Annotated in this window: 19 protein-coding genes; 11 read left to right on the top strand and 8 right to left on the bottom strand. The window is 49.2% G+C overall.

Annotated elements, in window-relative coordinates:
* Positions 1–51 precede the first annotated feature (51 nt).
* Genes SE18_RS13345 through SE18_RS13320 form a run of 6 tightly spaced genes read right to left on the bottom strand, consistent with a single transcriptional unit; the run spans position 52 to position 5,441 of the window.
* Positions 52–1,746 (bottom strand): ABC transporter permease, encoded by a 1,695-nt coding sequence (locus tag SE18_RS13345; RefSeq protein ID WP_054534963.1) that lies wholly within the window; start codon positions 1,744–1,746, stop codon positions 52–54.
* A 33-nt stretch (positions 1,747–1,779) separates the two neighbouring features.
* Positions 1,780–2,346 (bottom strand): DJ-1/PfpI family protein, encoded by a 567-nt coding sequence (locus SE18_RS13340; protein WP_054534962.1) that lies wholly within the window; start codon positions 2,344–2,346, stop codon positions 1,780–1,782.
* Between the two features lie 6 nt (positions 2,347–2,352).
* Positions 2,353–2,631: an acylphosphatase gene (locus tag SE18_RS13335; RefSeq protein WP_054534961.1), complete on the bottom strand. Its 279-nt coding sequence runs from the start codon at positions 2,629–2,631 to the stop codon at positions 2,353–2,355.
* 16 nt (positions 2,632–2,647) lie between these two features.
* On the bottom strand, positions 2,648–3,682 hold the full coding sequence (locus tag SE18_RS13330) for an STAS domain-containing protein (RefSeq protein ID WP_054534960.1): 1,035 nt from the start codon (positions 3,680–3,682) through the stop codon (positions 2,648–2,650).
* A gap of 26 nt (positions 3,683–3,708) precedes the next feature.
* The gene (mnmE, locus tag SE18_RS13325; RefSeq protein ID WP_054534959.1) at positions 3,709–5,073 is read right to left on the bottom strand and encodes a tRNA uridine-5-carboxymethylaminomethyl(34) synthesis GTPase MnmE; all 1,365 of its coding nucleotides are present in this window, start codon (positions 5,071–5,073) and stop codon (positions 3,709–3,711) included.
* Positions 5,073–5,441, bottom strand: a complete 369-nt coding sequence (locus SE18_RS13320) for a hypothetical protein (protein WP_054534958.1) — start codon at positions 5,439–5,441, stop codon at positions 5,073–5,075. The genes mnmE and SE18_RS13320 overlap by 1 nt, the downstream gene beginning before the upstream one ends.
* Positions 5,442–5,625: 184 nt before the next feature.
* On the opposite strand from SE18_RS13320, the gene SE18_RS13315 reads away from it, so the two are divergent.
* Positions 5,626–6,894: a DNA cytosine methyltransferase gene (locus tag SE18_RS13315; protein ID WP_054534957.1), complete on the top strand. Its 1,269-nt coding sequence runs from the start codon at positions 5,626–5,628 to the stop codon at positions 6,892–6,894.
* 1 nt (position 6,895) lies between these two features.
* On the opposite strand, the gene SE18_RS13310 is transcribed toward SE18_RS13315, so the two are convergent.
* On the bottom strand, positions 6,896–7,711 hold the full coding sequence (locus SE18_RS13310) for a PDDEXK family nuclease (protein ID WP_201783495.1): 816 nt from the start codon (positions 7,709–7,711) through the stop codon (positions 6,896–6,898).
* A 265-nt stretch (positions 7,712–7,976) separates the two neighbouring features.
* Here SE18_RS13310 and SE18_RS13305 point away from each other — a divergent pair, with 265 nt between their 5' ends.
* From SE18_RS13305 to SE18_RS13285, 5 genes are all read left to right on the top strand, one after another.
* Positions 7,977–9,269, top strand: coding sequence for a cation:proton antiporter (locus tag SE18_RS13305; RefSeq protein WP_054534956.1), 1,293 nt, complete (start codon positions 7,977–7,979; stop codon positions 9,267–9,269).
* Positions 9,270–9,314: 45 nt separating this feature from the next.
* Positions 9,315–9,680 carry a hypothetical protein gene (locus SE18_RS13300; RefSeq protein WP_054534955.1) on the top strand — a complete coding sequence of 122 codons (366 nt, stop codon included), beginning with the start codon at positions 9,315–9,317 and terminating at the stop codon, positions 9,678–9,680.
* A 302-nt stretch (positions 9,681–9,982) separates the two neighbouring features.
* A complete protein-coding gene (locus SE18_RS13295; protein ID WP_054534954.1) occupies positions 9,983–11,617 on the top strand; it encodes a hybrid sensor histidine kinase/response regulator in 1,635 nt (544 codons plus the stop codon).
* Between the two features lie 4 nt (positions 11,618–11,621).
* On the top strand, positions 11,622–14,498 hold the full coding sequence (locus SE18_RS13290; protein WP_054534953.1) for a GAF domain-containing protein: 2,877 nt from the start codon (positions 11,622–11,624) through the stop codon (positions 14,496–14,498).
* A 116-nt stretch (positions 14,499–14,614) separates the two neighbouring features.
* Complete coding sequence (locus SE18_RS13285) at positions 14,615–16,471, top strand: arylsulfotransferase family protein (RefSeq protein ID WP_054534952.1); 1,857 nt, start codon at positions 14,615–14,617, stop codon at positions 16,469–16,471.
* A gap of 39 nt (positions 16,472–16,510) precedes the next feature.
* On the opposite strand, the gene SE18_RS13280 is transcribed toward SE18_RS13285, so the two are convergent.
* Complete coding sequence (locus SE18_RS13280) at positions 16,511–16,972, bottom strand: hypothetical protein (RefSeq protein ID WP_054534951.1); 462 nt, start codon at positions 16,970–16,972, stop codon at positions 16,511–16,513.
* 113 nt (positions 16,973–17,085) lie between these two features.
* Between SE18_RS13280 and SE18_RS13275 the strand changes: the two genes are divergently transcribed.
* From SE18_RS13275 to SE18_RS13255, 5 genes are all read left to right on the top strand, one after another.
* The gene (locus SE18_RS13275) at positions 17,086–18,174 is read left to right on the top strand and encodes a hypothetical protein (RefSeq protein WP_054534950.1); all 1,089 of its coding nucleotides are present in this window, start codon (positions 17,086–17,088) and stop codon (positions 18,172–18,174) included.
* A 224-nt stretch (positions 18,175–18,398) separates the two neighbouring features.
* A complete protein-coding gene (locus tag SE18_RS13270; RefSeq protein WP_054534949.1) occupies positions 18,399–18,896 on the top strand; it encodes a hypothetical protein in 498 nt (165 codons plus the stop codon).
* Positions 18,897–18,913: 17 nt separating this feature from the next.
* On the top strand, positions 18,914–19,999 hold the full coding sequence (locus tag SE18_RS13265) for a hypothetical protein (protein WP_054534948.1): 1,086 nt from the start codon (positions 18,914–18,916) through the stop codon (positions 19,997–19,999).
* A 17-nt stretch (positions 20,000–20,016) separates the two neighbouring features.
* Entirely contained in the window at positions 20,017–21,150 is a 1,134-nt protein-coding gene (locus SE18_RS13260; RefSeq protein ID WP_054534947.1) for a hypothetical protein, read from the top strand.
* Complete coding sequence (locus SE18_RS13255; RefSeq protein ID WP_054534946.1) at positions 21,150–21,815, top strand: DUF6915 family protein; 666 nt, start codon at positions 21,150–21,152, stop codon at positions 21,813–21,815. Before SE18_RS13260 ends, SE18_RS13255 begins: the two co-directional genes overlap by 1 nt.
* Positions 21,816–21,822: the final 7 nt, after the last annotated feature.

The raw sequence follows: 21,822 nt of genomic DNA, 5'->3' as shown, positions 1-21,822 counted from the left end.
TTCGCCAAGCCAACGGATTCTAATGCTATTATACTCCATTCTGTCTAGTTATCACCATTCGCTGCCTTGGTCGCGGAAGCGCTCCAACAGCCCAAAACTCACAAAGGTAACCAGCATCAACAGGCTGCTCATTGCCAAGGATTGGCCATAGTTGCTTGCCCCAGGTTGGCCCAAAAAACGAAAGATCACTACGGGCATAGTGGCCGTATCTGGGCTGGTTACGCTCACCACCAGCGCCGCCCCAAAATCGCCTAACGAAACAGTAAAGGCAAAGAGTGCCGAAGCCATGATGCTTGGCAGGAGCAAGCGCAAATCAACTTCCCACCAAGCCCGCCATGGTTTTGCACCCAACATGCGGGCAGCCTCGCGTAAACGGGGATTTAAACGCCGCAAGGCAGGCAACATTGTGCGAATCACAAATGGCAAAGCTAGCAAGGTATGAGCGAGCGGCAACAAGCCCGACCAACGCCGCAGATCAGGGGTTTCCCAGCTCCAAAGTTCATACGAACGAAACGCGATAATATAGCCTAAACCGACAGTCACCGCCGACGTGCCCAAGGGCAACATCAGCAGACCATCGAGCAGCTTGGTGAGGCGGGCTTGGGGCTGAGCCAGCAAATAGGCACACGGTAAGCCAAACCCCAAAGCCAAAACCATGGTAATACCTGCATAACGTAGTGAGTTGAGCATCGCTTGGGTTGGCGGCACATAGGCATAACTGCCGCGCTGATTGATGCTCAACATACGAAAATATTCAAGGCTCCACTGGCCATCAATGCGCAATGCGCCAAGCAACAAACTGCCCAATGGCAAGACAATCAGACTCCCCACCAGCAGCATCACCAAGCCAATAGCCAAGCGGGTTGACCAACGCTGAGCACGACGCAACGGCAATTGCTGGGCTTCTTGAGCCACGCTGCTCCGCCGCACAAGCCGCGTATAGGCCAAGGTCAAGCCCAGGCTGGTGAGAATTTGCAATAGCGAGAGGGTTGCGGCGACTGGCAAATTAAATTGGCGAATCGCTTGATCATAAATTTCGACCTCGATGGTGCGTTGTTGGCTACTGCCCAATAACAGCACCGTGCCAAAGGCCGAAAAGGTAAAGGTAAAAACCAACAACGCTGCTGCTAACAAGGCTGGCATTGCTAATGGCAAGGTCACTTCGAGCCAAACCCGCCAGCGTGGCGCGCCCAGCACATTGGCCGAAGCCTCCAAACGCTGGTCGTGGTTGCTCCAATAGGCGCTAAGCAACCGCACAACAACCGTCAGATTGAAAAAAACATGAGCCAGCAAAATCATGCCAAGGCTTTGCTCAAGCTGCAATGGCGCGTGCGTAAGCTCAAACCACGCCATCAGCCAGCGATTGACCAAGCCGCGCTCGCCAAGCAAAGCCCGAAAAGCCAAGGCGACAACCACCGTTGGCAACACAAATGGCACTGCAATCAACGAGCGAATTAATGCCCGCCCGGGAAAGTGATAGTGCGCCAGAAGATAGGCGGTTGGTACACCAAGTAGCAAGGTAAACAGGGTCGAAAGGCTGGCTTGCCAAGCACTCCAGGCCACGACATGCAGCAAGCTACGGTTGCTCACGACTATTTGGATGGCAACCAACAAGCCCTTTTCTGCAAAGGCACGTTGCATAATTGCCCACAGTGGCACGCCAAAAAAGAGCATAAAAAAAGCAAGCGCTGGCAAGGCCAAAAGCCAATAGAGCCATTGAATGCGCCGCTGGTTGCTGTGTGACATAGCTATTTCTCGGCTAGCAAGCGGGAAACGATCCTAGCGCCATTCGATCCGCTCGGCAACTTGGGCACGCAGTTCTGGGGTAAACCAGGTTTCCAGCAAGGCGAGCGCCAAATCGATGCCTGCAGAAACACCCGCTGAGCTAGCAATTGGCGGCGCGATGATATAGCGCTGTTCGCGCTCGACCGTAATCTGGCTATTTTCGGCCAAAAGATCAAAGGCAGTGTAGTGGGTTGTGGCCCGTTGGCCATCGAGCAAGCCAGCAGCCGAAAGCACCAAGGCTCCAGTGCAAACCGAAACCACCCAGCCCCGATCGCGCTGGTGGCGTAAATAATCGAGAATTAGGTTGTTGTGACGGGCATGAGTGCGGGCTCCAAGCCCACCTGGCACCAACACCACATCAAAAGCTGGCGCATCGGCAAAGCCATAATCTGGCTGAATTTTTAGGCCATAGCGGGCTTTGACAGTTTGGGCTTGCTCGGCAACCGTATTGATCGTCAGATCAACCCAATTGCTGGCCATGCCAAACACTTCCAGTGGCCCGATAAAATCCAATTCCTCTGCATCGTTGAACAGCAAGATGCCAATTGATTTAATTGTCATTGTTGATTACCACGCAATATCAAAAGTTGGCTCGCGATGGGTTGGCTCTTGCCAGGTGACTTCAACATGCTGCACTTTGGCATGAATTGGGCCGCTATAGCACCAGCTGATCATGCGCTGCACCCCTGCTTGGCTGCCCTCAAAGATTGCTTCGACGCTGCCGTCGGGCAGGTTTTTGACCCAACCGCCAACCTTGGCCAAACGGGCTTGGTCGCGGCAATTTGCCCGAAAATTCACCCCCTGCACGGTTCCAGTCACAATCACATGAGCGCGGGTTGTTTCCACACAATCCCCCTTATGCTTAGGTTGAACGAAGTTCTAAGGCTGCCGCCAAGGTTGGTGCCGAAAGCACATTTTGGCGGTTGAGCTTTAACTTTACCATCATTGGCGCGACTTCTGGTTGCAATCCAGCCAAAATTACGCGTGCGCCCAACAAACGGGCAGCTTGGATAATCCGTTCGAGCATGGTCAGCAAGGTTTCCGAGGCTGCTGGCACACTCGTCAGATCAAGAATTAAGGTGTTGGCTCGTTGTTCGTGCAAATAGCTAAGCAAGGACGCTTCCACCGCTTCGGCCCGTTGGGCATCGAAGCCACCAACTAATGGCAGCACCACCACATCGTCGCCAACTGGCAGGGCTGCTACGGTCAGCGCAGCAACGGTTTGGCGCAAGGTTGTTTCAGTTGAAACCAATTGTTGATTTGAGGTTTCTAAGCGAATTGCCAAGCTGGCTAGCTCATCGGAGCGTTGCTGCATAGCTTGGCGCGATTGCTCCAACGCTTGTTCACGCTGATTAATGACGTGCATCAGCGCAGCAATAATCACCCCAGTCCCAATCAGTAAAATTGTTTGCGAAACCATGGCTAGATATTTGTAATTATCACTGACACTCATCATCAGTAACGAATCGGGATCGTTAAAGCCCCATGTGCGATTCATTTCGATACTTATCGCAATCAGATGGGTAAAAATACTAATTCCTACCGCTGCGAAAATCCAACGCCCGCGCGCCAAAATAAAGCCAGCACCAACCAATTCAATGCAAATAGTTGCAAAATGATATGAGACAAATCCCCCAACATTATGATTGATCATTGCGACTGTAACCGAACTGGCAAAGTGCAACAATAAGGTTAATGGATACAGATTATTGGGCTTAACCAGAAAAATATAGCCAACGATGAGCAAGCCATGCACAATCGCCACATAAAAATTAATCTGCGAATGCACATTTTCCCAACCGATAATGGGAATTGGCAAAAACAGCGCTGTAATGCCGAGCATAATTCGAGCGTAAAGTTTGGCGCGTTCGACGGGTAGCTGCTTTGAATCTAGCACGGGCTTGCTCCTTGCTGGGTGCGCACTTATTTGCCAATACAGAAGCGACTAAAGATCAGATTCAATAAATCATGCTCGACAGTTTCGCCAGTAATTTCGCCCAAACTGGCAATTGCCTCATGCAAATCGATGGCAATCAGATCAACTGGGCGGCCTTCTTGAAAGCCTTGGATAGCTTGCTCAAGGGCGGCGTTGGCGCGGCGCAGGGCATCACGGTGGCGTGGATTGGTCACTAAACGGGCATCGCTGAGTGGCAAACCACCAAGCAATTGCTCAGCGACCATTGTACCTAAATAATCCAAGCCCGTGCCAGCCTGCGACGAGATTGCGATGCTGCCGCGCAGCGCAGGATGCGCTTGGCTCAGCGGGGTTAAATCGGCGTGTTGGCCCAAATCGGCCTTGGTTGCAATCAAAATAGTTGGCCGTTCGTGGGTTAATTGAGCAATCGCCAGATCTTCGACGCTCAACGGCTGAGAGCCATCGATCAACAGCAAAACCAAATCGGCCTTGCTCAAGGCTGCTCGCGAGCGTTCGACACCAATTCGCTCAACCACATCGTCGGTTTCAGTAATGCCCGCTGTGTCAATCAGCACCACCGGTATGCCGCCAAGATTGGCGGTTTCTTCCAAAGTGTCGCGGGTTGTGCCAGGAATCGCGGTGACGATCGCGCGTTCAGTACGCAACAAGGCATTCATCAAACTTGATTTGCCAGCATTTGGCCGACCAACCAGCGCCGCCCGCGCCCCTTCGCGCACAACCACGCCTTGATCGGCTCCGGCCAATAATTGTCTGAGTAGACTGTGGGCTTGTTGCAACGGCGGCAGCAATTCCTCGCTTGGCACATCGTCTTCGGGAAAATCGGTTAGTGCAGTGACATAGGCTAATGGATACATCAACTGCTCGCGCAGGCTGCGCAAATCACGTGAAAGCCCACCGCCAAGCTGATCGAGCGCTAAACTCAGGCCCAAATTAGTTTGAGCTTCGATCACGTCGAGGGTTGCTTCTGCTTGAGCCAAATCAATGCGACCATTGGCAAAGGCGCGTAGACTAAATTCGCCTGGGTTCGCCAAGCGCGCGCCATGGGCCAAAGCCAAGCTGAGGGTTCGGCGCAACGGTAGCGGGCCGCCGTGACAGTGGATTTCTAGAATATCCTCGCCAGTGAACGAGCGTGGGCCTTTAAAAAAAACCGCCAACACTTCATCGACAACATGGCCTTGCTCGTCGAGCACATGGCCATAGCGCATTTGGTAGGAGCGCCAAACGCCTTTGCGCCGTGGTTTGATCACGGCTTGGGCGATTGCCAAACTGTGCGGGCCGCTGACCCGAATAATCCCAACCCCACCAACCCCGGGCGGCGTAGCCAAGGCAGCAATCGTATCTGCATAGAGCATTAGCGCAACCTCGATGTGCTGGTCAAAGCCGTGGTTGGTGGCATGCCCTGCACATGGCAAAAGCCACAAGTTGGAGCAAAACTATGGTTAAAACTGGGCGCGGTTGGCAGGCCAGCATTATGACACGTCTTACAATCAGCAACCGCCACCGTAACGTCGTGGCCGGGCAATTCTTTGACATCGGGGCCATAGGCTGCACCAAAGGCAAAAACCCAAGTTGCAACAATCACCAAACCAGTCATGGCAAACATCAAACGCATGGGCCAACTGCGCATCATGGCGCGATAGCGGGCGCGGGCAGCTTCTTTATCGAACACTGGCGCAGCATCTGGCTGCTCGTCGGGCAGCATTTCAGGTGCATCGCTCATAGGGCAACATCCTTACTAAAATCAAGCTAATTGCAGTATCCGCTAGATCATATCATACTGTGGGTTAACCATTGGATGAATTTTATCATTTAACATACCTGAAGCGATTGATACATCTGTGCTTTTATGTTACAATTTAATCTTATTCATATTTGTTTTATTTTAAGTGGTTACAGGCAAGGTTATGGATTCAATTAAATTTATTTCGCTTTTTTCAGGTGCGATGGGCCTAGATTTAGGCTTAGAGATCGAGGGATTTAATCCCTCTATATGTGTTGAAAATAATGAAGAAGCGATCAATACGATCCGTCTGAATCGCCCTAATCTTCCGATCTTAAATGATATTTATACTGTTTCGGCCCAGCAACTTCGCTCAATCTCACTAATCGAAGGTGATATTCCGCTGGTTGTAGGAGGGCCGCCATGTCAGTCATTTAGCGTATTTGGTAAACGTGATGGTATTGAATCTACCAATGGGAAATTATTATTTGAATTTTTTAGAATTATTGACGAACTTCGACCTCAAACTTTTATTATGGAAAACGTTCGTGGTTTATTATCAATGCCTGTAATCCCGAAAAAAAATAATAAGAATGGTCAAGATATTAATAGTGAATATTATTCCAAAGGCTCTTTATTAAAACTCTTATTTAATAAATTCAATGATATTGGATATCATATCGATTGTTTTATTGTAAATGCAGTTAATTATGGTGCACCACAAATTAGAGAAAGAATTATTTGTATTGGTAATAGATTTGGCTTAGATGCGAATTTTCCACTGCCTGAATTTAGCAATAGGATCGAGGATAACCTACCTCCATTTAAAACCTTGGGAGAGGTTATTGGTCAGGGTTTTGTAGATCACTGCCCTGAAGTTCTAAATTTTAGTCCCAGAAAGCTAAAATATCTTGCAATGATTCCACCAGGCGGAAATTGGCGAAGTTTGCCGCTTGAAATACAACAAGAATCTATGGGGAAAAGCTGGTATCTTAAGGGTGGAAGGAGTGCTTATTGGCGCAAGCTCTCTTTTGCATTTCCTTCACCTACAGTTGTAACCCTGCCTAATCATGCAGGGACAAGTATGTGTCATCCGTCAGAATTGCGTGCGATATCTGTTGGCGAAGCAGCAGCTATTCAAGAGTTTCCTCAGACATGGAAATTTTCAGGTAATACTACAGCTAAATTTAGACAAATTGGAAACGCAGTACCAATTCGGTTAGGCATCGTTTCAGGTAAAACAGTAAAAGATTTATTGTTTAGAATAAATCAGGGCGAACGCGATACGACCCAATCAGTGGAAGGTTATCGAATAATTCATTTACGTCCTCATGTACGTACTCGAAGCTATTGGAAAAATGGAAAAGCTCTTGCAGGGGATATATCGTATTATGAAAATAATCAACAGATAAATTTATTCGAGCTTGAAAATAATGTATATGAACGATCTTAATTTACCCATTAATATCTAAAAGGAGTTGCTGCCAATTGACTATACCATCATTTTGGATATATCTGTTATACTTTTGGTTAAATAAATTTACATAACTTTGAAGTAGAACTTCAGCTTCATCTCTACAATCTGCTTGGTTTAAACCTTCTAAAATACCAGCTAAAACCCAATTCTGAGTTTGAGCTTCATCATAATTGAGCCAACTCCAAAATGATTGGCCTGCTAATACTCGAATATTTGCACGTATATCGGCAACATCATGAAATTTACCTCGATTTATACCTTTTATAATATCATATTTATCTGTTAATCCTTCATTATTACCATTAAATATCCCCACAATGATCTCGTTATAGCTTTCTTTATAATCACGAAGAATAATTGAGAAGGCTGTATTTAATTCTTTTGCTACTGATAAATTAATTGTCCATTTACTAGCTTTTAAAGATAATAATGAAGTAGTATTAGCCCTTTGGACAATATGATCGATTTCATTGAAACAAGGGATATTTAATGGATAATTAGCAGCTCTATATTTGCTACTTAATTTGAATGTTCCAAAGACATTAGGAAGAATCTTCTCGTCAATAAATTTACCAAAACTAGTAAAATGTCCAATCATTAAATGGCCAGAAATTAATAACTGAGCTAGATCGGAAAAGTTATTGGCATGATGAAGGTCAAAGATAATGGGTATTAAAAAAGGGCTGATCGACATCGTATCATGTAAGCCTTCTCGGAGTTTTTCTAATCTTTGTTTGACCATCCATTGTGTTTGAAGTGCTACATTGGTAATAATAAATTCTTGTGAATACATATATGTCTCTTATGTAAATATAATTTGTGTAGTATTGAATATCATACCACAAAGTAATTAACGAATAAGTATGACCTATATGATGAAAAATAGATTTGACCAAGCCGATTTTTTCGGGTACAGTGCTTGATTAGAGGCCTATAGTCAAAGTGAATACGTCTCGCAGCCGAGACAACTATGGTGGAGTCAGTCGCAGGAATGCGGCTTTTTTAGTTTAGTTTTGGTTGCATTTGCTGGCCACAAAGCAGCCAACAAGGAGATGCGTATGTCGCTGATCGTCGTTCAAACGAATGCTGCCCCAGTGCCAGCAGCTGCTACTGGGGAGGGCATGTCGCCGCTCTTACAGCTAGTGCTGGCTTTGGCGGTATTGATTGCGGCTGCCAAAATTGGCGGGCTTATCAGCACCAAGCTCAAACAGCCAGCAGTTTTAGGCGAGCTTTTAGTGGGAATTTTGCTTGGACCCAGTGTGCTCAATTTTTTGCAACTAGGCTTTTTTACCAGCCCTCACTTGCAAACAACCGTCTTTGAAATTGCCGAAATTGGGGTGATTTTCTTGATGTTTGTGGCTGGGCTTGAGGTCAAATTGCCCGATCTTTTGGCGGCGGGCAAAGTTTCGACGATCGCAGGCGTGCTGGGCGTAATCATCCCACTGATTGGTGGTTTTGCACTAGCGTGGTTCTGGCCCAACAACTACTCGTTTACCAAAAGCCTGTTTATTGGCATTTTGCTAACTGCAACCAGCGTTTCAATTTCGGCGCAAACCTTGCTGGAGCTTGGCAAATTGCGTTCGCGCGTTGGTTTATCGCTGCTTGGCGCGGCAATCGTCGATGATGTTTTGGTGATTGTGCTGCTCTCGACCTTTGTGGCCTTGACTGCCAGCAGTGGCGGCGGCATTATGACAGTGCTGAGCATTGTGGGCGTTATGCTGCTTTATTTCGTCGTGATGAGTATTTTTGGGCTACGCGCGTTGCCTTGGCTTATCCGCAAAGCTGCCAAATTACCAATTAGCCAACCGCTGGTGAGCAGCGCAATTGTTTTGGTGTTGCTTGCTGCCTGGAGTGCTGAAGCTTTGGGTGGGGTGGCCGCCATTACCGGGGCATTTCTGATTGGCGTATTTCTTGGTCGCACGCCCTATCACAATCGCATTGAGGATGGCATGCAAACCTTGACCTATGCCTTCTTTGTGCCGATCTTCTTCGCCAGCATCGGCCTGCACGCCAATATTTTTGCCTTACCAAGCGATTTGGTGCTCTTTGCAGCCTTGCTCTGCTTGATTGCAATCGTTACCAAAATTGTTGGGTGTGGCTTGGGCGCGAAACTTGGCGGCATGAATAATAAAGAATCGTTGCAGGTTGGTTTGGGCATGATTTCGCGTGGCGAAGTTGGCTTAATTGTCGCCAGCGTCGGTATTCGCCAAGGGATTATTGGCGAAGATGTGTTTGCCATGACGGTACTGATGGTGCTGGTAACCACCTTGGTTACGCCATTGGTCTTGCGCTGGTCGTTTGGCAATGATCAAACGCCGAAAGCAGAAACCCCACGCCCGCAACCAAACTAAAATCTAGCCCATCGAATTAGGTGTTTTACCAAAGGAGCAATTACCATGAATCAAGGCCAATTAGAAACGCTGATCTTTATTTTAAATGATGTTGATCTGTTAAACGAGGTGTTGCGGGCGTGGGAGGAGCAAGGTGTGCGCGGCGTGACGGTGCTGCGTAGCACTGGGCTTGGACGAATTGGCAATGCCCTGTATCGTGATGATGCGCCCTTGTTTCCCTCGTTGCGCGAATTGCTTGAGGACGATGAGATGCACCATTTTACGCTGCTCAGCGTGGTGCAAAGCAGCCAAGTTGAGCATTTGGTTGCAATCACCGAGCAAATCACTGGCTCGCTGAATAAACCGAATACAGGCTTTATTGTGACAATGCCAGTTGGGCGCGTCTTTGGCGGCACGCGCAATTTTGAGTAGGACCGTTGATCCACGAAGAGCACGAAGGGACACGAAGGCTGGAAACCGCGAAGAACACGAAGATCGCGAAGGCTGATTTTTCGCCACAGATGAGCACAGATTATGAGGATTATGTTCTGCTGCGAATAGATTGATCATATTCATATGCTCTCTGTTGTATGTTCTATGTTCTTTCTATCGTCTGACTTTTGCCTTCTGTCTTTGGCTTCATCCTTCGGCTAATCCGTCCTTGCGTTCTACGCTTCTCTGTCGTATGATTTTGGCGAGAATCTCCTTGTTGAGCATTGTAGAACGGCGAGCCTATGGCAAGTGGTCAAGAAACGATTCTAGTAATCGACGATAGTGAAGCAATTCGGGTGAAACTTCAGGCTCAATTGCGTTCGCTGGGATATCAGGTCGTGTTGGCTGAAACTGGGCGAAATGGGCTAAACGCGATTACCCAACATCATCCGCACCTCATTTTGCTCGATTATCAGCTGCCTGATACCACTGGGTTGGATTTGCTGCGTAAGCTGCGCACCGATGGCAATACCGTGCCAATTTTGCTGATGACCGCCGAAGGCTCCGAACGGATCGCCGTAACGGCCTTCAAAATGGGCGTGCGTGATTATTTGATCAAGCCTTTTGAGCCGCAAGATGTTGCTCAGGCGATTGATCGGGCGCTGCGCGAGTGGCGTTTGCAACGTGAAAAAGAAATCTTGCTTGGCCAATTACAAGGCCAAGTGCGCCAATTAACCGTGTTGCATCGCGTGGGCAAAGCGGTGACCGCCCAACTCGATGCTAGCAATTTGTTGGAACGAATTGTTGAGGCCTCGGTCTTTCTTTCGAATGCAGACGAAGGTTTTGTGCAATTAATTGATGATAATCAGTTGGTTGTGCGAGCCTCACACAATATTAACCCATTGCATTTGCGCGAACTGAGCAAGCATACCGATTATGAATTGGCAACCCGCACCATCAAAACCAACAAGCCAATTCGAATCAATTCTGAACGCGATGGGATTCGGGTGCAAGCCAATTATTTGGCTCAAGCAGTGCTAATGGTGCCGTTGTTGGTTGGGACTGAGGCCTTGGGAGTGCTGACGGTGGCCGCGACGACTCATCGGCGCAACTTCGACGAAGGCGACGAGCGTTTGATGCAAATGCTGGCTGACTATGCCTCGATTGCCTTGCACAACGCCCGCACCTATAGCACGCTGCGTGAAACTCAAGGCCGTTTGGTCGAGGCCGAAAAGCTGTCGGGTATGGGCCGCATGGCTGCGTCACTCGCTCACGAAATCAATAATCCGCTGGCGATTATTCGCTCGGGCTTGGAGTTGGTGGCGCAGCAACATACGCCTGGCAGCGCGCTTGGCGATTTGGTGCAAGGGCTTGATGAAGAAGTGGCGCGGATTGCCCGCTTGCTCTATACCTTGGTTAATTTTTATCAGCCCAATAACGATGGTGTGCCGCCTGATCTCAATCATTTGATTATTTCATTGATGCACATTACCAAGCCGCAACTTGATAAAGCCAATGTTAAACTCTATCAAGAGTTGGCAACCGATTTGCCAGCGCCCAATATTAGCAGCGATGCCTGCAAGCAAGTGCTCATCAATTTGGTGCGCAATGCGATTGACGCGATGCCCGATGGCGGCAAATTGACCATTCGCTCGGCGCATCAAAAGGGCCAAATTTTTATCAATGTTGAAGATACAGGCATTGGGATTCCGCCTGAGCATCGCGAACGTATTTTTGAGCCCTTCTTTAGCACTAAAGGTGTGACAGGAACTGGGCTTGGGCTTTCAGTGGTGTATGGGATTTTGCAACAAGTTGGCGGCGCAATTTCGGTCGAAAGCACCGTGGATAAAGGCTCGAACTTTACCTTGCGCATTCCAGTTGCCGCCCAGCGCAGCCAATCGCCCGATCTTGATTCCGATGAATTGTTGATTGGTTAATCCGATGAATGAGTTGCCATTACAGATCTTGGTGGTCGATGACGAGCCACGTTTAAGTGGCCAGTTGCGGTTGTTATTGGAAGGGCAAGGCTATAGCGTTACCACTGCGGTTGGGGGTGCTGCCGGAATTGCCACGCTCCAAGCAAGCGACGTTGATGTCGTGCTGACTGATGTCACCATGCCTGATGTTGATGGCTATACGGTGTTGCAATGGGTGCGCGAAAATCGCCCAGACATGCCGATTATCGTCATGACTGGCTATGGTTCGCTGGAAAGTGCCACCCGTGCGCTACGCCTCGGGGCGTATGATTACATCTTAAAACCCTTTTCGTTGCCAACTGTGCAGGCTGCCTTAAACCGCGCTTCGGCAGCAGTTGCCAAACGCCGCGCCGATGGTCAGCGCACCGCTGAGCTTTCCGCCATTGCTGCAATTGCCCGCCAAATGGGCCGCTCGTTGGAGCCGGTCGCGATGGCCGATGCCACACTCAGCGCAATTGCCGAATCAACTGGCGCCCAAGTGGCCTTGCTCTACACCGCTGCCGAAAATGGTATGCGCTGGCATTTATGGCGCCATGTTGGCCTCAATGAGCAACTTATTCAACAATTAGCCGAATTATTTCCGCCAAGCCCGCTGAGCAAAGCCACGATTGTGTGGGAAGATCGCCCGCCTTGGCTAGCCGAGATGCCCTATGAATTATTGCAAGGCATTTGTAGCAGCGTCGGTGGCAAGGTTGCTTGGGGCGCATTGCCGCTCGATGCAGGCCCGCAAGCGCTGATGTCGCTGGTCTTGGTTGGTTCAAGCCGCAAAACTCAAGCCTGGTCACCACCATTTTTAATCTCCTTGGGCAATGCTTTGAGCATGGCCTTGGTCAATACGCGCTTGTTTAATGCAGTGCGCGAAGAGCGCGACCGCTTACGCTTGCTGTATGGCATTAGCCGCGAATTGGCTAGCTCGCTCGACCCCGATCAATTGCTCTCGCGGATTATTCAACATACAGTAGCCGCAGTCAACGCCGAGCGCGGCAGCATCATCATTTCATCGCAAGATGGCCGCACTACTCAGCGCATCGTTGCGCGTTATGGCATGGATCAATCGGTGACTGAATCGGTGGCGGCAGCCTTGTTGCAAGCTGGGCTTTCGGGCTGGGTGTTTCGCCAGCGCGAAGCCGCGCGCATCGCCGATGTGCGGGTTGATAAACGCTGGGTTGAATTGCCCTCAACTCGTGGCCGTGTGCGTTCGGCCTTGGCGGTTCCGCTGTTGCGCGAAGATCAAGTGCTCGGCGTGATGACCTTGACCCACCCACGGATCGATCATTTCAGTGCTGCCGATTTGGAATTGGTACGCTCGGTTTCGGCTCAGGCAGCAGTGGCAATTGAAAATGCCAATTTGTTTGCCGAGCTTGAGCAACGGGTATTTGATTTAGAGGGCTTGAATTCGACCAGCCGCGAATTGGCTAGCTCGCTCGATCCGCTTGAAGTAGCGCGCAAAGTGGCCTATCGCTGTGCAGAAATGCTGGCCGCGCCAATGGTTGCCCTGCTGCATGTTGATGATAAAGGCGGAACCTTGCCCTTGGTTTCGTTGATTAATGGTCAAGAGCAACCGCTGCTGAAATTGGGGCCAATTAGTGCTGCCCTCAACGATCAAGAGCCAGTGCTTTTGACCTCGGCAGGCAGCCAAATTGAGCTTTTGGTCAATAACGAAGAGCCATTGGGCGAAAGCTGGATCGGCGTGCCGCTGATGCTTGGCGATGGGATTAACGGCTTGTTGATTGCCGCCGATGAGCGCCGCGATGCCTTCGATGCCTATGAACGCCAACTCTTGACTGCTCTGGCGGGCCAAGCAGCAGTTGCTATGGAAAGTGCCCGCTTGTATGTGACGGCTTCCGAGGAGCGCACGCTCTTGGCAGCAGTGATTGAATCGGTCAGCGACGGCATTTTGCTCACTGATGAAGGTCAAATTGTGGTTGCTAACCCTGCCGCTGGCGCAATTGCTGGGGTTTCTAATAGTCGCTTGGTCAACCAGCCATTGCTTACCTTCTTCCCAATGTTGGCAATTTTGGCTCGCCGCGAAGATCATGAAAGTAAAGAAATTGCGATCAACAATCGCTACTATGCAGTCAACACCGCGCCCTTGCAAAACAGCTCGTTGGGCGGCCAAGTGATTGTGCTGCAAGATATTACCCATTTCAAAGAGCTAGACCAAATCAAGAGCCGCTTTGTCTCGATGGTTTCGCACGACCTTAAATCGCCATTGACTGCAATTCAAGGCTACGCCCAATTGGTCGCCGATGGCCACATGGGCACAGTCAACGAGATGCAGCGCGATGCCTTGCAAGCAGTGGTGCGCAACACTGGCGCAATGACCGCCTTGATTAGCGATTTGCTCGATTTGGGCAAAATCGAAGCAGGGATCGGCATTTCGCCCCAAGAAACTGATTTGTCGGTCGTGCTGCGCGAAGTAATCGATGAATTGAAACTGCGCGCCAAGCAAGGCCAAATCAGCGTCCAGCCAGAAATCCCGCCAAGCTTACCGTTACTGGCCGATCCATCGCGTATGCGCCAAGTTTTTACCAACATTCTCTCGAATGCGATCAAATACACCCCAGCAGGTGGCAAGGTAGTGGTCAAAGCAAGTAATGGCGATACCAAAGTGCATGTGCAAATTCAAGATAGCGGCTTGGGGATTCCCGAGGATTCATTGCCGCATATTTTCGAGCGCTTCTATCGCGTCAAGCGCGATATTGATTCACCAGTTGAGGGCACGGGCCTTGGACTAGCAATTACCAAAAGCATTGTCGATGAGCATGGTGGCACAATCGAGGTGCAAAGCGCGATTGGCCAAGGCACAACCTTCAACGTCTACCTTCCCCAACATAAATAAACCTAAACAGGGCAGTCCAACCTGCCCTGTTTTTTATGAGCATCGCCCCTTTGATGCTCGCTTAAGCCTTACGGCAACCCAATTGTGGGTTGCTTAGCCTAAGGAGGAAGCTAGCAATGCGCCAATTTTTTGGATGCGCCTGCATCCTAATCGTGCTGCTGAGTTTCAGTTTTTCCCCGCGCCAACCCGCCCAAGCAGCACCCATGATCGAGTATCGCGATCCTGCACCATTTGCCAAGGCGGTAAACCCGAGCAATACAATTGCCATTCGGCTAGGGCCGCGCTTAACCAACGCCGTAGCAGCAACCCTTGATTTTCAGGTGTTCGGCTCGCAGAGCGGCTTGCATCAGGGCAAAGTCGTACTCGCCGAAGATCAACGCACAATCATTTTTCAACCAACCACAGCTTTTGCGTTTGGCGAAACTGTGCGAGTATCAATCAAAAGCAACGAGATTGCTGAACTTGATCAACAAAGCTGGTCATTTGAAGTGGTTGAGCGTTTGGTCGAACAAACTGAACAGGTCAAGCGACTTCAAGCCGAGCTTGCTAGCAATCGCGCCAATCAACCACAAGCGGAGCAACCAACAGGCGATCTGCAAACGCTGCGCACATTGCCATTCAATCTGCCACCATTAACCGTTACTTTAGCAATCAGTAACACGCCAGGCTATATCTTTGTTAGCCCATTTCGATGGCAAAGTAATTACACACCAAATCGCTATATTCTGATGGTTGATAACACTGGAACGCCGATCTTTCATCAAGGCGGTGGGCCAGGCAATTTCTTGCTCGATTTTCGCAAAGTTGCTGAGAATCGCCTAACTTATTACGATAGTTCAACCCTCAATTACCACGTGTTAGACGAACACTACCAAGAAGTTGGGCGTTATCAAGCTGGCAATGGCTATCAAATCGATTACCATGAATTTTTGCTTCAGCCCAATGGGCATGCGATTTTTATGATTTACGCCAACATTCCCTATGATTTAAGCCCGTATGGCGGCGAGCAAAATGCCATCCTAACTGAATTAGTTCTTCAGGAGTTGGATACAGCGGGCAATGTAGTTTTTCAGTGGCGCTCATCTGAGCATATTCCGGTTGGGGATAGTAGCCATAGTCTGACTGGCAGCGCGCCGGTTGATTATATTCATGGCAATGCGATTGAGGTTGACACCGATGGTCATTGGTTGATCTCCAGTCGCCACACTGATGAAATTACCAAAATCAATCGCCAAACGGGGGCGGTTATTTGGCGTTTTGGGGGCGAGGGCAATCAATTTCAATTTCTCGATAATAGCCCAAGCTTCTTTCATCAGCACGATATTCGGCGCTTAGCCAATGGCAATCTTCTGTTGTATAACAATTGGAATAGCTTGCCACCAAGCGCCAATGCCTTCTCAATGGCTATGGAATACAAGCTCGATGAAATCAACAAAACTGCCCGTTTAGTCAAGAGTTTTCGCACCAATCCTGATCAATATGGCGTAGCCATGGGCAGCGCTCAACGGCTTGATAACGGCAATACAGGCGTTGGTTGGGGCAGCACAAGCACGCTCTATACCGAGTTTAATCCGCTTGGCCAGCCAGTTTTCGAGTTAACCACGGTCGAGCCAATCGTCAGCTATCGGGCCAAACGCTACGAATGGCAGGGCCAGCCAACTTGGCCACCGACCCTCGTGCCCGAAAGCCAGGGCAACAGCACAACCTTGTACTACAGCTGGAATGGCGCGACCGAGGTTGCCGATTATCAGGTTTATACTGGGCCAACCAGTGCAAGCTTGAGTTTGCAAAACACCACACCCAAAACCAGCTTTGAAACCAGCACGAGTGTGGTTAATAATGCTCACTGCTTTGTCCAAGTGCGGGCGCGAAATAGCCAAGGCACGGTTTTAGGCTCATCGGCAATCGCCTTTTTAGCCAGCGATAGCTGTACGCCAAACCGCCTGTATTTGCCAAGCATCAGTATCCAATAGTACTTTCAGCGCGGCACGTAATCGAACAGTGCCGCGCTGCTACTCACAACGCCCAGGAATCGGCTGATCACGCTCAATCCGCTGGCAAATATACCAAAGCCCATCGATTTTTTGCAGCAGCAACTGGCTCGTCTGCGAGACAGTGTTACTAAGATCAAAAAAATAGTGAACTTCGATCGCGGCATAATCGGCCTGTATATAGCGAGGTGCTTCATGAGTCATTGAATAAATTGGCCCATGCACTCGAAATGGCCCGCCATAGCCAGCAGCAAAAGATTGTTGATTATTGATCGTAAAGCCAGTCCGTGCTTTGGGCATATACAATGGCTCAATTTCAGCATAGCGCTGAGTAATACTCAACTCGCCCAACAATTGCACCACGCTCTCTGGTGCTTGTTGGGCAGTTTGATGGGTCGCATTTGCCAGCACTTCGGTTGGCTGGCTACTACCACACGCACTTAACAAGAGCCAACAGCCGAAAATAACTAAAATTCGTTGCATTGCATAGTCCTCCCTCTATTCTCATCAACTAGGCATCTATCATACAGTGTGACAGCGCTTGACACAAGCATGGGGTATAGCTAGGCCGATTGATTTAGTGAGAGCAACGGCCTATGCCTGAATATCCCACTCTGCGCATTGATGCGATTAGTTTACGCAATCGATTTGCAGCGATTCGTCAGCAAGCCAAACACCAATCGGTCAAATCACGTTATGGAGAGTTGGCCCGCATCGCCTACTTTCTGCGCGACCCCAAAGCGCCGTACTATTTGCAAAAAGCAGCAGAACAAGAAACAACTAATGTATTGCATGCTAGCAGTGTAAATCACTATCGGATGGCTGGCGATCGGGTGACCATGCAAACGATCTATCAACAATTGCTTCAGCAAGCAGCAACTGCTGAGCACACCCAGCATGATCGCTATCAGCGGGAAATGTTCGAAGCCTTGTTTTGGCTCGGCAAGGATCGCGAATGTAGCAACGCCTATCAACAGCAGGATGCGGTGCAGAATATACCGCTCGCTGAGCTTATCAGCCAATTGGCGGAAGCACGGCTAACTGGCAATTCGCAACAGGCTTTGGCTATCGCACAAGGTTTGGCCAGCACAATTCGTGCTGAACGGCTTGAGCCATGGAGCGATTTAGCATTTAATCACTGGGATTTGTACGAAATTGCCTGTCAATTACTTGATCCGCCCTTAGCAATCGATGGCCCAATCATAACCTCCTCGGATGACCCCGATTTACGTTTGCTGGCATTGCTTAACGAACAACAGATTATTGCGCTCGAATGGTCAATCTACAACAACCAAGATCAGACTGACGAAGGGTTTTGTAGCTATATCTTGGCTGATGGCAGTCGTCGGCGTTTTGCCCAAGGCATTGATAATCCTGAACTGGAAAGGCTTGTTTGGGATTTATTCAATGATAATTGGCCAGCTGTTATGCCACCGCAACATCTTTCTGTCTATGGAATTTATCGGCTTGAGGTAGCAGAGGCGGCTGTCTATCATGTTGGCGATCTGTGGAGCTACTACGATTATGTGGAGATTCAGACCTGGGGTGAACTAGATTTTGAAGCAACTCCGCATCCCGACAATCCCGATGTCTATGCCTACTACTACTTTCCGTATCAACACCGGCCCAAGGTGCTGCTTGAAGAATGGGCCCAAACCCAACGTGATGAGTATCGTTTTCTCTAATTAATCGAGAGGAGTTTGATGAATCCTGAATATCCCACTCTGCGCTTAAACCAACAAAGTTTAGGCAATCATTTTCAGCAAATCTCAGCGAAAATCACGCATCAACTTGCAGCATATAAGCTCGTTGGCCTTGCCCGAAGCGCGTACTATTTGCGAAAGGCGAACATGCTTTCAAACGCTGCCAACTAAGCCCAGCAATGTAAGTCATTGGGAGCAAACAACCTATGAGCATCGATGGCCCCGTGCTTGAAATTAGCCCAAATCCCGCTCAGCGATTAATTGAGCTGTTGCAAGCCCACCAGATTGTCGCGATCGAATGGTCAATCTACAACAACAACGATGAGGCCGACGAGGGTTTTTGTAATTATCACTTTGCCGATGGCAGCAGCGCACCGTTTCATCAAGGCCTCGCCAACCACGAATTAGAGCGCTTGGTATGGGATGTAGTCAATGAGGATTGGTCGAACGAGTTTCCCGATCAACAGCCATATGGAGTTTATCGGCTTGATGTGCAAACCGCCCAAATCAGCTATTTAGGCATGCTTTGGAGCAGCTACGAGTATGAAGATTTACGGGCTTTTGCTGAATATGAGCCAAGTGCAATCCCGCATCCCGTCATCCAACACCCTGTTAACCAAGATTTGTATGTGATGTATTTGCCCGCAGAACTGCGCCAAGCGGTCGATCTTGCGCATTGGAATGGTACAAAGCGGAGTTATTAGCTGTGAGTGGAGAACCTATGCAATTAGCATATCCGACCCTACGATTGAATCAGCAAAGTTTGCTCAACACCATGCGGCAGCTGCAAGCCAAAGAACCTGACTCGCTACGAGCCAATGAATGGGTGAAACTCGCACGCTGTGCCTACTATTTGCGTGATCCGCAGGCAGCGAGCTATTTGCACCAAGCAGCCCAACAACAATCAACTACGATCAATCAGCAGTTTGCTAGCCTCAATTTCTATCGCATGGCGGGCGATTGGGCAGTGCTACACACATGCTTTGGTAACTTGCCAGCCAAGCCTGCTAGCGCCAACCAATGGCAACAAGCAACCTATCGATGGGCCTTTTTTCAAGCCTTATTTTGGCTGGGCGATGATCACAAATTGATTGAGTACTACCACCATGAGGCTGCCTTGCAAGCGATTCAATTGGCAGGCATGATGACGCAATTGGCCGAAGCCCGACTCAAGCGCAATTCCCTGCAAGCCTTGACTGTTGCCCAACGGCTGGCAACGACAATTCGCGAGGAGCGAATCGAGCCATGGAGCAATCTGCCACTGAATCTGTGGGATTTGTATGAGCTTAGTTGCCAGTTGCTCAACCCACCACTCAGCATCGATGGCCCCGTGCTTGAAATTACCCCAAATCCGGCTCAGCGATTAATTGAGCTGTTGCAAGCCCACCAGATTGTGGCGCTCGAATGGTCAATCTACAACAATAACGACGAGGCCGAGGAAGGCTACTGTTGCTACCTTTTAGCCGATGGCACAACCCGGCTGTTTAATCAAGGCATCGCCAACCAAGAATTAGAGCGCTTGGTATGGGATATGACGAATTTCGATTGGTCATTGCCTGGTTGGCAGCCCTATGGCCTCTATCGGCTGGAGGTAGCAAGCGCCAAGGTTCATTGTGTAGGCCAGCTTTGGAGCCAATACGAATATGCAGCAATGGTTGAGAGCAAGAGCGAATGGTTGGGCGATTTACCAACCTATCCCACCAGCGAACATGCGCTGAATCCCGATTTGTTGGTTGTATTGTTGCCCAATCCAGAAGAGCGGATGCTCGATTTGGCTCGCTGGAATGGCGAGCAACGAAGTTATTAGCTGTGAGCGGAGAAGCGATGGACTTAGAATACCCGACCCTGCGCTTGAATCAACAACGCTTGCACGAAATGATGCAACAAATTTACAAAAATAACGAAACTCAACCGCAGGGTTCGTTCTATCAACTCCCCGAGTTAGCCCGCTGTCTGTATTATTTGCGTGATCCGCAAGCCGCTGACTATTTGCGCCAAGCAGCGCAGAAACAAGCGCCAAGCATCGAGTATAAAACAGCAATGATCGATTATGAAGCAGAGCGGATCAATTGGTATCGGCTAGCAGGCGATCAGGCCACAATGCAAAGGCTCTATCTGCAATTATTATACAAAGCAACCAAGGCCGACAATTCGGATTATGTTAGATATCAAGTGCAAATCTTCGAAGCCCACTTTTGGCTTGGTAACGATCGTGAATGTATCCGGCTCTATCAACAAGATTCAAACCTGCAAGAATGGTCAATCAATGGCTGGATCGCCCAAATTGCTGAAGCGCGCTTAACCAATAACCAGCAACTGGCCTTAGAAATAGCGCGGCGCTGTGCGCGCGAAATCCGCGCCGAACGATTTGAACCTTGGGATTATTGGGCAATATATTGGGATTTGTACGAAATTTGCTGTGGCTTGCTCAATCCCCCGCTCAACATTGACCAACCGCTGGTCAGTGATGATCCGCTTGATAGCGACAAACTTATCGATTTGGCGCACCCTGCCGAACGCTTACTCGCCCTGTTGCAAGCAGAACAAATTATCAGCCTCGAATGGGCAATTTACAACAATCACGACGAGGCCGAAGTTGGCTATCGTCTCTATCGTTTATCCGATGGAACCAGCAAACCACTCAGTGAAGGCTTTATCAACCAAGAATTAGAGCGCTTGGTATGGGATTTCATGAATTTTGATTGGGCAGGAGCATTGCCAGAATACCAACCCCATGGAGTGTATCAGCTTGATATTGCCAATGCCATGGTCAATTATGTGGGCATGATCTGGAATGAATACGATTATGCAGAAGAGCAAGCCTACGAAAGTAACTCTTTGCTCTATCCGGTAACAGTCCACCCTGCAAACCCAGAATTGTATGTGATGTATCTGCCTGAGGATCAACACCAAGGAGTTGATGTGGCCTTTTGGCATGGCGAACAGCGAGGCTATTGATGTCGCATCCCTATTATCACGCTCGCAGTGCGGCCCAGCGCTGGGGCGGCATTTGGCAAGATTATTGGCCAATTGAACATTGGTTTGATAGTAGTAAAAGCTATTGTATCGATCCACGCCATCGTATGTTGTTGCATCAACCCTATGGCATCGAATTATGTCTAGCAATCTTTGGCGAGGTTTGGCAACGACCTTCCGATCAACAAACCGTGCCAACCGAGTTAATCGCCATCCAACATATTCAAGAGGATTTTGCGGGCATAGTACCAAGCCTTGAGCAATGGTTTGCCAACACGAGCACGCCTGCATGGCTGCGCCCGAAGGCTGGAATTACTGAAATTTGCCTGCAACGCTTTGGTGGCCTCGAAACCGATTATGCTGACTTTGAAACATGGTTCAAGCGGCCAAGTCGTTATGGTCCTGATCCACATTATCAATTGTTGGTTTTGAATACATTCGCCGCCTTTTTGTGCGAGCAAACTTTAGGCGTGCTGTGGCAACGTCCATCGGATGCCAAGCAATTTCCAACCCGGATTATCGCCGAAGCGATTATCAACCGCCTGTGTGGCGGCTATATTCCTGCGCCGCTGGAGGTGCTCAAATTCACGCCGGTTAAGCCATGGATGAGCCAAGGAGCTAAAGCGCTTTCACGCCAATTTGATTAAATAATAG

Source organism: Herpetosiphon geysericola, from assembly GCF_001306135.1.
Lineage (GTDB): Bacteria > Chloroflexota > Chloroflexia > Chloroflexales > Herpetosiphonaceae > Herpetosiphon > Herpetosiphon geysericola.
Note: the sequence above shows the minus strand (reverse complement) of the source record. Positions and strands in the feature narration are given on the sequence as shown.